The organism is Leifsonia sp. McL0627 (genome assembly GCF_058244615.1).
In genome coordinates this window covers 653,862-666,365 of record NZ_JBZCGM010000006.1, presented here as the reverse complement: position 1 = coordinate 666,365, position 12,504 = coordinate 653,862, and the positions used below count along the sequence as shown (strand labels likewise).

Sequence of the window (12,504 nt, the reverse complement as noted above, 5' to 3'; positions counted from 1 at the left end):
CCCGAGCCTACTGCGGTCACGCCACGCTCAGCGCGCTCACGATCCGCTCGACGGCCGGGGTCGGGATGCCGTGCGCCGCGCCGATCCGCAGCAGGGCGCCCCCGATGGCGTCGAGTTCGCTGGGGGTACCCGCCGCGAGATCCTCCTGCAGCGAGGTGCGCATCCCGCCGGGAACCCCCTGCAGGATCTCCATCAGCTGCAAGAGGGAAGCCGGAACACCGGAGGCGGTCGAGCACGCGACGACCTCGGACAACAGCTCCTCGGTCAGTTCCGGATCTTCACTGAGGGCGGCGCCGACCGGCTGCCGCCAATACGAGGTGAGCAGCGCGATCGACGCGAGCATCCGGAACTTGCCCCACAGCACCTCGCCCTCCGTCCCGCGCACCCGGACCGCCGGTCCTGCGCCGTCCAGCGCGGTCACGGACGCGAACCCCACCGCCTGCTCCGGCGCTTCGATGCGCACCCACGGGCTCCGCAGGTCGATCACCGACGTGGAGGCACGGAGCGCCGACACCGCGACGGACGCTCCCGCGACGGGGACGTCGGGCAGCGCATCCCGGATCGTTGCCATGTGCTCGACGCCGTTCAGCAGCGACAGCACCTCGACCGGCCGTGCTGCGACGATGCCGGGCAGCACGTCGTCGAGTCCGTATGCCTTGGTGGCGACGATCACGCTCGCGCCCTCCGGAACGTCGACGTTCGCGGGCACTCGCTCGACGCCGGTGCCGAACTTCTCGGCGGCGGCCTCCCCGCGCAGTTCGATCCCGTTCGCCGCGATTGCTGCGACGGTGGCCTCGCGCCCCACCGCGACCACGTCGTGGCCGGCCCGGTGCAGCAGCCAGGCGATGAGTCCGCCGACCGCTCCCGGTCCGACGACGGCGATGACGGGGCGCTGCTCGGTGCTCATGACACCGATGCTAGCGACCACGCGGCGCCGTCGATGGCCAGCAGAGCGGTCGCTGTGCTCGCGATGGCGGGGACCGCATCCGCCCCCGCCGCACCGACGAGGTTGACGGTGCGGTGGTCGTGGTTGATCGTCGGGCGCACCACGACGCCGTCGGTGCGGCCTGCCGAGCCGACCGCGAGGGATGGGATGAGCGCCACACCGACCCCCTCCGCCACCATGCTCACCACCGCGACGTAGTTGTCGGTCTCGTAGGCGATCCGCGGCACGAAGTCGCGCGCGTCCGTCAGTTCGAGCAGGTGGCCACGGCAACGCGGGCAGCCGGCGATCCAGGACTCGGCTGCGAGGTCGGCGAGGTCGATCTCCTCCTGCTCGGCCAGCGGGTGCCCGGCGGGCAGCACAAGCAGCATCTCGTCGCGCCACACCGGGACGACGGCGAGGCCGCGTGCGCTCTCCCGGTGCGGGTCGACGCGGTCGCCCGGATAGCTGAACGTGATCGCGAGATCGGCGGTCTGGGCACGCACGGCGGCGACGGCCTCCGGCGGCTCCGCCTCGGTGTACGTGATCCGCACCCCGGGATGCGCGGCCCCCATCGTGCGCAGCAGCCGGGGCACGATGGTCGACGACGCGGACGGGAACGCGGCGAGCCGCACCCGGCCGGAGCGCAGCCCGTGCAGGTCGGCGAGCTCGCCGGCCGCCGCATCCAGTGCCGTGGTCACCGTGGTCGCGTGCCTGGCGAGCACGCGGCCGGCCTCCGTCAGCCGCACACCGCGGCCCGCGCGGGTGACCACCGGCATCCCGAGCCGGGCTTCGAGACGTTTGAGGTGCTGGCTGATCGCTGGCTGGCTGTAGCCGAGCGCGTCGGCCGCGCGGGTGATCGAGCCGTGGTCGGCGATGGCGCGGACCACGCGCAGGCTGTGGGAGTCGAGATCGTCGAGGGACACACGGATACATAACCACAGGTGATGGATGCGATTCAACACCTGCTCTTCTCGAATGAATGCGGACACGTCAGCCTGGACTCATGTCCGCACTTGCACCAGCACCCGTCGCCCGCCCACTGCCGCTCGCCGCCGCGCGGGCGCAGTTCGCCGGCGGCGACGGCTACCTGGCCGCATGCACGCAGGGGCTCCCGCTGCTCGCGACGCTGCGCGCTTCCCGTGCCGAACTGGACGCCTGGGAGCGCGGCGAGGCGACGCCCGCCGCTTACGGCGAGTCCGTCGAGGCGGCGCGTGCGGCGTTCGGCAGGATCGTCGGGGTTCCCGCGGCGCAGGTGGCGATCGGTTCGCAGGTCTCGGTGCTCGCCGCCCTCGTCGCGGCGTCCGTTCCTGACGGCGCTGAGGTCGTCTGCGTCGACGGCGACTTCAGCTCGATGGTCTTCCCGTTCCTCGCCCAAGCGCATCGCGGCGTCACCGTCGTGCACGCGCAGCTCGACCGTCTCGCCGAGGCCATCGGCTCCCGCACCTGGCTGGTCGCATTCTCCCTGGTGCAGTCCGCGACCGGCGCGGTCGCCGACACCGACGCCGTCCTCGACGCCGCAGCCCGGCACGGCGCCCGCACCTTCGCCGACCTCACCCAGGCGGCCGGCTGGCTGCCCGTCGACGCCGCACGCTTCGACGTCACCGCGTGTCACGCATACAAGTGGCTGTGCGCGCCGCGCGGCTCGGCCTTCCTCACCGTCGGCGACCGGATGCTCGACGAACTCCACCCCGCCCAGGCCGGCTGGTTCGCCGGGGACGACCCCTGGGCGTCCTGCTACGGCCCGTCGATGCTGTTGGCCGGAGACGCCCGGCGCTTCGACGTCTCCCCGGCGTGGCCGGTGTGGCCGGGAACGGCCGCCGCGCTCTCGTTCTTCGCCGACCTCGACATCGGCGCGGTGCACGCCCACACGGCGGCGCTCGGCGACGCGCTGTGCGCGGGACTCGGCCTCCCCGCATCCGGCCAGTCGATCGTCACCTGGCCGGATGCGGACGGTTCCGACCTCGCCGCCATCACAGCGGCAGGGATGCGCGCATCCGGACGCGCAGGGCGTGCCAGAGTGGCTTTCCACGTCTGGAACACCCGCGACGACGTCTCCCGGGTGTGCGATGCGCTCGCTACGCAACGACCAGCTGGCCGCCGCTGACGCGGAACTTCTGGGTCTTCGCCGAGATCGCCGCCGGGCCTCCATATCGGTCCCGATCCTGTCGAGCAGAATCGGGGCCGAAGACCAAGGGACGCGCGGAGCTCATCCGTCCAGGCGCACCATCCAGTTGTGGCGGTCGCGCACCCGCCCGTACTGGATGTCGGTGAGCTCCTGGCGCAGCGACATCGTCAGCTCGCCGGGAGGGGCAGTGATGTCGCCGACCGTGAACGTGTCGGACTTGAGTTCGCCGATCGGGGTGATCACGGCGGCCGTGCCGCACGCGAACACCTCGACGATATCGCCGGACTCCACGCCGACGCGCCACTCGTCGATCGTCACCTTGCGCTGCTCCACCTTGTGTCCGCGGTCGCGTGCCAGCTGCAGCACCGACTCGAGGGTGATGCCCTCCAGGATGCTGTCGGACTCGGGGGTGACCAGCGTGCCGTCCTTGTAGACCAGCACCACGTTCATCCCGCCGAGCTCCTCGATGTACTTCCCTTCGACCGAGTCGAGGAAGAGCACCTGGGCGCAGCCGTGCTCGGCCGCCTCGGCCTGGGGCAGCAGGCTGGAGGCGTAGTTGCCGCCGGTCTTCGCAGCGCCCGTCCCGCCCTTGCCCGCGCGGGACCAGTGGTCGGACAACCAGATCGACACCGGGTTGACACCGCCGGTGAAGTACGCGCCCGCGGGGCTGGCGATCAGGTAGTACGCCACCTTGTTCGCGGCGCGGACACCGAGGAACGCCTCCTTCGCGAACATGAACGGCCGGAAGTAGAGGCTCGTCTCCGGCTGGTTCGGCACCCAGTCGCCGTCCACGGCGACCAGCTGCTTCAGCGACTCGAGGAAGTACTCGACCGGCAGTTCCGGCAGGGCGAGACGGTAGGCCGAACGCTGCATCCTGGCCGCGTTCGCCTCCGGGCGGAAGGTCCAGATCGAGCCGTCCGCGTGCCGGTACGCCTTCAGACCCTCGAAGATCTCCTGCGCGTAGTGCAGGACGGCGGCGGAGGGCTCCAGCTGGATGGGACCGTACGGCGAGACCCGCGGACGGTGCCAGCCGCCCTTGGTCGACCAGCACAGGTCGACCATGTGGTCGGTGAAGAACTTGCCGAAGCCAGGGTCGGACAGGATCTCCTCACGTTCGGCGGCGCTGCGCGCCTCCTCGTTCCGCGTGACGGCGAACGCGAGTCCGCTCGGGGTCGGTCCGTCGGTGAGGGTGATGCTGGTCGGAGATGTCATGAGAATCCTTTGCGCTGCGCTCGTTCGAAGCGGATGAACTAATTCTGCGCCACGGCGGCGGCGATCGCGTCGCCGATTTCGGCGGTGGTGCGGGATGCCGTGCCGCGGCCTGCGAGGTCGGCTGTCACCGCCTGCTCGACACGCTCCGCGAGCTCCAGCCGTCCGAGGTGTCGGAGCAGGAGTGCCACGGAGAGGATCGCAGCGGTGGGGTCGGCCTTCTGCTGGCCTGCGATGTCCGGTGCCGATCCGTGAACCGGTTCGAACATGCTGGGGAATTCGCCTGCAGGGTTGATGTTGCCCGAGGCCGCCAGTCCGATGCCGCCGCTGATTGCGGCCGCGAGATCGGTGAGGATGTCGCCGAAGAGGTTGTCTGTGACGATCACATCGAATCTAGCAGGATTCGTGACGAGGAAGATGGTCGCCGCATCCACGTGCAGGTAGTCGACGGCAACCTCCGGATGCTCGGCGGCGACCGCGTCCACAATCCGCTTCCACAGGGAGCCTGCGAAGGTGAGCACGTTCGTCTTGTGCACGAGCGTCAGCTTCTTGCGGCGCAGCTCCGCCTGCTCGAAGGCGTAGCGGACGACGCGCTCGACGCCGTAGGCGGTGTTGATCGACACTTCTGTCGCGATCTCCTGCGGCGTGCCGGTGCGCAGCGAGCCGCCGTTGCCGACGTACGGCCCCTCCGTGCCCTCGCGGACGACGACGAAGTCGACGTCGCCCGGGTTCGCCAGCGGGCTCGCGATGCCGGGGAAAAGGGTGGTCGGGCGCAGGTTGACGTAGTGGTCGAGCGTGAAGCGGAGCTTCAGCAGCAGGCCGCGCTCGATGTTCGCCCCGGCCAGGCGGGGGTCGCCCGGCACGCCGCCGACCGCGCCGAGCAGGATCGCGTCGTGCGCCTTGATCGCCTCCAGGTCGGCGTCGGTGAGGACGTCGCCGGTGTCGAGGTAGCGCTGCGCTCCGAGCGAGAACGGCGTCTTCGTGAACGTCAGGTCGCTCGACGCCGTGACGGCGTCCAGAACCTTGACCGCCTCCGCGACGACCTCCGGCCCGATTCCGTCACCGGGGATGACGGCGAGTTTGACAGCGGACGGGACGGACTCGGACATGGCACTCCAGCGATTCGTTGCGGGCGGACTCCCCCACATTACCGGCCATCGAGTGGTCCCGAATCGCCGCGTGCATCCGGCGCCTACGGCAATTCGGGACCACTCGACGCACGGAGGGGCGGCGCGCGGCGCGGCGCGTCAGTGGCGGACGCGGCGGAGCGAGATCACGGCGAGGATCGCGGCGGCGACCATCAGGCCGACGCCGATGCCCGCGGTGAGCGCGACGCCGGAGTCGAACGCCGCGCGCGCCGACGCGAGCAGTTGCTCGCCGAGCCCGGTCGGCAGCTGGCTCGCGACCGTGGTCGCGCCGCCGAGCGTCTCGCCGGCGGCATGCGCCTGCGCGGAGGTCAGGCCGTCCGGCAGCACCACGGCAGAGCGGTACGACGCCGTCAGGATGGTGCCGAGCGTCGCCGTGCCGAGCACAGCGCCCAGCTCGTACGCGGTCTCCGACACCGCCGACGCAGCACCCGCCTTCTCGGCGGGGGCGCTCGACAGGATCAGCTCGTTCGACACCGTCTCCGCGGCGCCGATGCCCAGCCCCAGCATCACGAACGACAGGATCAGGACACCGGACTGCGCATCCCCTCCGGTCAACGCGACCACGAGATACCCGCCGGCCGAGATCAGCAGCGCGATCGGCACGACGATCGCCGGCCGCACCCTCCGTGCGATCGGCACGATCACCAGCCCGGCGACGATCATCGTCGCAAGGCCGGGGATGAGCACCAGCCCAGCGTCGATCGGGCTCAGCCCGAGCACGAGCTGCAGGTGCTGCGACACGAAGAACAGGTAGCCGACGAGCGACACCACGCTCAGCAGGTTGATCAGCACCGCACCGCTGAACGACGCGCGACGGAACAGCCGCATGTCGAGCATCGGGATGGGCCGGCGCAGCTGCCGCCGAACGAACAGCCAGCCGGAGACGACACCCACCAGGATCGCGAGCACGCCGCTCACCGAGAATCCGTCGGAGGCGAGCGTCTTGATGCCGTAGACGATGGGAGCCATCGTCAGCAGAGACAGGAAGATGCTCGGCACGTCGATCGGCCCGGGGTTGGGGTCGCGGGACTCGCGCACCAGCAGCGGTGTGAGGATCAGCAGCGGGATGAGCACCGGCACGGCGAGGAGGAACACGGAGCCCCACCAGAAGTGCTCGATCAGCACGCCGCCGACGATCGGCCCGAGGGCGGAGCCCGCCGCGAAACCGGACGCCCAGACCGCGATGGCCAGCCGGCGCTGCTCGCGGTCGACGAAGACGCTGCGCAGCAGTGACAGGGTGGACGGCATCAGCATCGCGCCGAAGAAGCCGAGGCTGGCGCGCGCGGCGATGAGGAGTTCCGTGGTCGGCGCGAACGCCGCCCCGACGGAGACGAGCGCGAAGCCGGTCGCACCGATCAGCAGCAGTTTGCGGCGGCCGATGCGGTCGCCGAGGCTGCCCATCGAGACCAGGAGGCCGGCGAGCACCAGCGGGTATGCGTCGATGATCCAGAGCATCCCCGTGCCGCTCGGTTCGAGCGCCTTCGAGATGGAGGGCAGCGCGAAGCTGAGCACGGTGTTGTCGATCGAGACGAGCAGCACCGGCAGCATGAGGACCGCGAGCGCGACCCATTCACGCGCACCGGCGCGCGGGGCGACGGCTGGCGTGGACAGTGTGGTGCTCGGAGTAGACATACCTCTACTGTACCGTCTGGACGGTACAGTAATCAAGTCAAACCGGCTACCATGGCGTCATGGCCGACACCCCCTCCGCCCGCGACCGCATCCTCGACGCCTTCGAGGAGCTGCTCGGCGAGCAGAGCGAACGCGCAGCGACGCTCGACGCCGTCGCCGCCCGCGCCGGCGTCTCCAAAGGCGGACTCCTCTACCACTTCGCCTCCAAAGACGCGATGGTCGACGGCGTCCTCTCTCGCCTCCGTGCCAACGTCGACGCCGACCTCGACCGGATGCGCACCGCCCCGGACGGCCCCGTCGCCTACTTCATCCGCACGTCCATCCCCACCGACAACGACCTCGAACGCTCCATCGTCGCCGTCGCCCGCCTCGCCCAGAGCGCCGACAGCAGGGCCAGGGATGCGCTCTCCGCGATGCAGCGGGCGTGGCTCGACATCCTGGAGTCCGCCGTCGCCGACCCCCTGGTCGCCCGCGTCATCATGCTGATCGGCGACGGGATGTACTACAACACCGCCCTGCTCCCCGCCACGAACGCCGTGATCCGCAGCGAGACCGACCTCGACAGGGTGGTCGAGCTGGTGCAGCGGCTGGCCGACTCCCCCACCGAGTAGCGCGGGGCCGCCGTGGCGCCGCGGTGACGCCGCGGTGGCGCGATGACGCCGCGAGCCGATCCGCCGGGCTCGCCCTATGCTCCGAGCCCGCCCTCCTCGGCCACCTCAGCGAGCCGCCGGTGCAGGAACCGCCGCACCCGCGCATCCTGGGCTGCCTCCGCCGCACGCCGGTACGCCTCCGCTGCGCGACCATCCCCCTCCAGCCGCAACAGATCCGCGCGGACCGCGAGCGCCTGCGCCGCCACCACCCCGTCGAACAGCTCCGGATGCGCATCCAGCTCCGCCAGCGCCGCCTCCGGCCCGACGTCGGCGCTGTACCCGCGCGCCACGGCACGGCCGAGCTGTGCCGCCGCCGACGGCCAGCGCAGCACCAGGCCGTCGTAGAGCCGCGCGATGGCCGGCCAGTCCGTCGCCTCCCAGGTCGGTGCGATCCCGTGCAGCCCCGCGATCCCCGCCTGCAGCGCGAATCGGCCTGGACCACCCGGGGCGTCGGCGGTCAGCGCAGCCGTCGCGAGCCGCTCCCCCTCTGCCAGCATCGCGGCGTCCCACTGCGACCGGTCGGCCTCGGCGAGCGTGACGAACTCGTCGGCGTCCGAGAGTCTGGTCGTCTGCCTGGCCTCGGTGAGCAGCAGCAGGGCGAGCAGCCCGGCCGCCTCGTCGTCCTGCTGGCGGAGGCGCAGCGCATCCCTGGCGAGCTCGATGGCGTCGGTGCGCAGTCGTCCGTCGGCGCGGGCGTGACCGATCGTGTATAACAGGTAGACGGTGGTGAGCGCGTCCGGTAGCCGGGCGGTCAGGTCGGCGTCGTCTCCCGCGGTGAAGCGCAGCCGGGAATCGTGGATGCGCTTCTTCGCCCTGGTGAGCCTCGCGGCCATCGTGGCCTCCTGCACCAGGAAGACCTCCGCGATCTGCGCCGTCTGCACGTCGCAGACGAAGCGCAGCGCGAGGGCGACGCGCGTCTCCTCCGCCACCTCCGGGTGGCACACCAGCAGGATGAGCTCCAGTCGCTCGTCCCCGGTGAACACCTCGTCCGCGTGCATGTCGGCCTCCGCCTGACTGTCGGCAGCGCGGTCGGCAGCGCGCGCCGCCTCAGCAGCCAGCATCGGCACGGCCCGCGCTGCCGTGTTCTGCCTGCGCAGCATGTCGACGGCGATGCGCTTGGCGACCGTCGTGATCCACGCGGCGGGGTTCGCGGGCTCCCGCCCGGCCGCCGCCTCCGCGACGGCACGCGCGAACGCCTCCTGCACCGCGTCCTCCGCGATCAGCAGGTCGCCGGCCGTCCGGGCGACAGCACCCAGGATGCGCGGGGCGTCCGTGCGGAACGCGCTCTCGATGGCGGTGGTCACAGCCCATTCAAGCAAGCCGTGACCACCGGCACAATCAGTTGACCGTGTCGAGCACCAGCACCGGGTACAGCTCGATCCAGCCGCCGGTCGGCACCAGCGCGGCGAGTTCTTTCGCCTGGTCCGGGCTGGAGGCGGTGAAGCCGTAGAACCCGGTCACGACCTCGCGGGTCTCGCCGAACGGGCCGTCAGTGATCAGCGGCGTTCCTCCATCGCGCGGGGTGATCTTGGTGGCGGCGGTCGCCGGCTGCAGCGCGTTCATCCCGGTGATCTTCTCGCCGGCGGCGGCGACCGCATCCTGGAAGGCCCGGTGTCCGGCCATCCCGGCCGCCCACTCCTCCTCGGTCATCGCCGTGGGGTCCCAGTTGGGTTCCTTGATGAGCAGAACGTATTCCTCCGACATGATGTCTCCTTGGATATCGCGCTCGCGCGCAGTGGATGTGAACACCACTACGACGTCAGTCAACAACGAAAATCGACAGCCCGCAGAAAAAGATTCTGCGGGCTGTCGTGAAGCGTGCGGAGCGGTCCGCGTCCGGTCAGGACTCGGTGATGTCGATCTCCTGCATCAGGTCGGCGTCGATCGCGACCTTGACCTTCTCCAGCAACCCGTCCGGGATGCGCGAGTCGACCGTGAGCACACTGAGCGCCTTGCCCCCGGCGGAGGTCCGGGCGATCTGCATCCCGGCGATGTTGATCTCGGCCTCGCCGAACTCCTGGCCGTAGACGGCGACGATGCCTGGACGGTCGTCGTAGACCATGACGATGAGGTGTTCGGCGATCGGGACCTCGACGTCGTAGCCGTTGATCTCGACGACCTTCTCGATCTGCTTCGTACCGGTGAGCGTGCCGGACACCGACACCTGCGAGCCGTCGCTGAGCGCGCCGCGCAGGGTGATCAGGTTGCGGTACTCCTCGCTGACCGAGTCGGTGATGAGGCGCACCTCGATGCCGCGCTGGTCGGCGAGCAGCGGAGCGTTCACGTACGAGACGGTCTCGCTCACGACGTTGGTGAAGATGCCCTTGAGCGCCGCGAGCTTCAGCACGCTGACGTCGTAGTCGACCAGTTCGCCGCGCACCTCGACGTCCACGCTGGTGAGCGGGCTGTGCGCGAGGCCGGAGAACACCTGGCCGAGCTTCTCGACGAGCGGGATGCCGGGGCGCACGTACGGGTCGATCACGCCGCCGGCGACGTTGACCGCATCCGGGACCAGCTCGCCGGACAGCGCGAGCCGCACCGACTTGGCGACTGAGACGCCCGCCTTCTCCTGCGCTTCGTCTGTGGAGGCGCCGAGGTGCGGGGTGACGACCACGTTCTCGAGCGCCAGCAGCGGCGACTCGGTGGGCGGCTCAGTGACGAACACGTCGAGGCCCGCGCCGGCGATGCTCTTGGTCGACAGGGCACGGTAGAGCGCGTCCTCGTCGATCAGGCCGCCGCGGGCGACGTTGACGATGAACGCGGTCGGCTTCATCAGCGCGAGCTGGTCGTCGCTGATCATGCCGGTGGTCTCCGGCGTCTTCGGCATGTGGATGGTGATGAAGTCCGCCTCGGCGAGCAGTTCGTCGAGTGTGACCAGCTGGACGCCGAGCTGCTGGGCGCGTGCGGACGTGACGTAGGGGTCGAACGCGATCACCTTGGTGCCGAACGCCTGCAGGCGGGCGGTGATGAGGGCGCCGATGCGGCCGAGGCCGATGATGCCGACCGTCTTCTCGTACACCTCGGTGCCGGTGTACTTCGAGCGCTTCCACTGTCCCTGAGCGAGCGCGTTGTGCGCGGCCGGGATGTGGCGGGCGAGGCTCAGGATGTGGCCGACGGTGAGTTCGGCGGCCGAGATGATGTTGGAGGTCGGGGCGTTCACGACCATGACGCCGGCGTTGGTGGCCGACTTGATGTCCACGTTGTCGAGCCCGACGCCCGCGCGGGCGACGACGCGCAGCTTGGGCGCCGCCGCGATGACCTCGGCGTCGACCTTCGTCGCGGACCGCACCAGGATGGCGTCCGCATCGGCCACGGCGGAGAGCAGTGCGGCACGGTCGGTGCCATCGACATCGCGGACGTCGAAGTCCGGCCCGAGGGCGTCGACGGTGGCGGGCGAAAGTTCTTCGGCGATCAGCACGACCGGCTTTGTCACGTGGCAGTTCCTTAGTGTCGGAGCAGACTTGGGAGTAAGCGCCACAGGCCATTGGGGCGCGGATCGCATCAACTCTACCGGCTGGGAACGGGTGCTTTTCGCCGCGTTACGCCGGGCTGCGCACCCTCTCAACGCACCCGCGCTCCGCGCCCCGGCGGCACGCACGACTCGTGCGAAAAGTGCGGTTCGAGCGCCCGAAACCGCACGTTTGGCACGACTCGTGCGCCGTGCCTGCGGGCGCGGCACGGCAGACTGGGGGCGTGAGTGCGTTCGAGGTCGTTCAACTGGTGGTGCGAATCGCGCTCGCGTGCGTCTTCGTGGGAATGGGTGTCCTGCACTTCGTGCCAGGACCGGCGCGAGGCATGGCGCACATGATCCCGCCCCGGATGCGGTGGGGCGGCGATGCGGGCGCGCGCGTCCTGGTCGCCGTCACCGGCGTGTGCGAGCTGGCGGGCGGAATCGGCCTGCTGCTGCCGGCGACCCGCGTGGCCGCCGCGATCTGTCTCGCGGTGTTCCTGGTCGCTGTGTTCCCCGCGAACGCGTACGCCGCGCGGCACCCCGACCGGTTCGGCGTCTTCGGGACCCCGCTCCTCCCGCGCCTGCTGCTTCAGCTGCTGCTCATCGCGCTGTGCGTGTTCTGCGCGCTCTGAGACCGGCCTCCATCGCAGCGACCACCATGGATGCGCGGGTCACGTCCGCCCGGACTGCGGCGCGCAGGAGCGTGACCGGAGTGCTGGCCGCGAGCTCCCTGCGCAGGGCGACGCCCTGGATGTCGGCCAGCCCGACGAGCGCGGTGGCCACGATCCGCGGCTCCGGGTCGTCGGCGTCGAAGCTGTAACGGGCGGCGAGCAGCTCGGCGGCCAGCGCGACGAGCGCATCCTGCTGCTCGTGCTGGTGGGCCCGCAGCGACGGGGTCTCGGCGATGAGGGCGCCGAACCTGGCGGTCCTGCGGTACGCCTCGCGCGCATCCGGTCGGGCGGCGATCCAGTCGGTCAGGTTGCCGAGCTCGTCGTCGAGCATCGTCGCGACGGCCGCGGCCGGTGAGGTGCCCTGGTCGGCCAGGGCGCGCCGCAGACCGGCGCTGGTGGCGTCGCCGCGGTCGAGCAGCAGCGCCTCCTTGCTCGGGAAGTAGTTGAACACCGTCTTCTCGGAGACGCCGCAGACGCGCGCGATCTCGGCGACCTGGACGGCGGCGAACCCGCGCTCGACGAACAGCTCGGTGGCCGTGTCGGACAGCAGGCGGCGCATCCTGCGCTTCTTCTGCTCGCGGAGGCCCAGCTGCTCCCCCGCCTCGTCCTGGTCCCAGACCACCGCCTGCTCACTCACGCCGTTGATTTTACAGCAACTCTATTTATACTGTCACTGTAACTTTTTGAAAGGGG

12 protein-coding genes are annotated in these 12,504 nt (G+C 70.5%); 3 read left to right on the top strand and 9 right to left on the bottom strand.

All coding sequences use genetic code 11. The features are described 5' to 3' along the window. Positions 1–16: 16 nt before the first annotated feature. Positions 17–907, bottom strand: coding sequence for a ketopantoate reductase family protein (locus tag AC37TH_RS19150; RefSeq protein WP_490765927.1), 891 nt, complete (start codon positions 905–907; stop codon positions 17–19). Further along, positions 904–1,854: a LysR family transcriptional regulator gene (locus tag AC37TH_RS19145; protein WP_490766096.1), complete on the bottom strand. Its 951-nt coding sequence runs from the start codon at positions 1,852–1,854 to the stop codon at positions 904–906. Before AC37TH_RS19145 ends, AC37TH_RS19150 begins: the two co-directional genes overlap by 4 nt. Before the next feature lie 74 nt (positions 1,855–1,928). Between AC37TH_RS19145 and AC37TH_RS19140 the strand changes: the two genes are divergently transcribed. Then, on the top strand, positions 1,929–3,029 hold the full coding sequence (locus AC37TH_RS19140; protein ID WP_490765926.1) for an aminotransferase class V-fold PLP-dependent enzyme: 1,101 nt from the start codon (positions 1,929–1,931) through the stop codon (positions 3,027–3,029). 102 nt (positions 3,030–3,131) lie between these two features. Here AC37TH_RS19140 and AC37TH_RS19135 read toward each other — a convergent pair whose 3' ends face one another. The 3 genes from AC37TH_RS19135 to AC37TH_RS19125 all read right to left on the bottom strand — a co-directional run bounded on the left by AC37TH_RS19135 (position 3,132) and on the right by AC37TH_RS19125 (position 7,039). Beyond that, positions 3,132–4,262, bottom strand: coding sequence for a branched-chain amino acid aminotransferase (locus AC37TH_RS19135; RefSeq protein ID WP_490765925.1), 1,131 nt, complete (start codon positions 4,260–4,262; stop codon positions 3,132–3,134). Positions 4,263–4,300: 38 nt separating this feature from the next. Further along, positions 4,301–5,368, bottom strand: coding sequence for a 3-isopropylmalate dehydrogenase (locus AC37TH_RS19130; RefSeq protein WP_490765924.1), 1,068 nt, complete (start codon positions 5,366–5,368; stop codon positions 4,301–4,303). A gap of 138 nt (positions 5,369–5,506) precedes the next feature. Then, a complete protein-coding gene (locus AC37TH_RS19125) occupies positions 5,507–7,039 on the bottom strand; it encodes an MFS transporter (protein WP_490765923.1) in 1,533 nt (510 codons plus the stop codon). Between the two features lie 59 nt (positions 7,040–7,098). On the opposite strand from AC37TH_RS19125, the gene AC37TH_RS19120 reads away from it, so the two are divergent. Next, positions 7,099–7,650, top strand: coding sequence for a TetR/AcrR family transcriptional regulator (locus AC37TH_RS19120; RefSeq protein WP_490765922.1), 552 nt, complete (start codon positions 7,099–7,101; stop codon positions 7,648–7,650). 74 nt (positions 7,651–7,724) lie between these two features. On the opposite strand, the gene AC37TH_RS19115 is transcribed toward AC37TH_RS19120, so the two are convergent. The 3 genes from AC37TH_RS19115 to serA form a co-directional block, all read right to left on the bottom strand. Then, positions 7,725–8,993 carry an RNA polymerase sigma factor gene (locus AC37TH_RS19115; protein ID WP_490765921.1) on the bottom strand — a complete coding sequence of 423 codons (1,269 nt, stop codon included), beginning with the start codon at positions 8,991–8,993 and terminating at the stop codon, positions 7,725–7,727. Between the two features lie 34 nt (positions 8,994–9,027). After that, complete coding sequence (locus tag AC37TH_RS19110) at positions 9,028–9,393, bottom strand: YciI family protein (protein ID WP_490765920.1); 366 nt, start codon at positions 9,391–9,393, stop codon at positions 9,028–9,030. A 136-nt stretch (positions 9,394–9,529) separates the two neighbouring features. Beyond that, positions 9,530–11,122: a phosphoglycerate dehydrogenase gene (gene serA / locus AC37TH_RS19105; RefSeq protein WP_490765919.1), complete on the bottom strand. Its 1,593-nt coding sequence runs from the start codon at positions 11,120–11,122 to the stop codon at positions 9,530–9,532. A 260-nt stretch (positions 11,123–11,382) separates the two neighbouring features. Between serA and AC37TH_RS19100 the strand changes: the two genes are divergently transcribed. Beyond that, the gene (locus AC37TH_RS19100; protein ID WP_490765918.1) at positions 11,383–11,772 is read left to right on the top strand and encodes a DoxX family protein; all 390 of its coding nucleotides are present in this window, start codon (positions 11,383–11,385) and stop codon (positions 11,770–11,772) included. Here AC37TH_RS19100 and AC37TH_RS19095 read toward each other — a convergent pair. Continuing rightward, a complete protein-coding gene (locus AC37TH_RS19095) occupies positions 11,741–12,448 on the bottom strand; it encodes a TetR family transcriptional regulator (RefSeq protein ID WP_490765917.1) in 708 nt (235 codons plus the stop codon). The two genes, AC37TH_RS19100 and AC37TH_RS19095, sit on opposite strands and share 32 nt — an antisense overlap. Between the last annotated feature and the right edge of the window lie 56 nt (positions 12,449–12,504).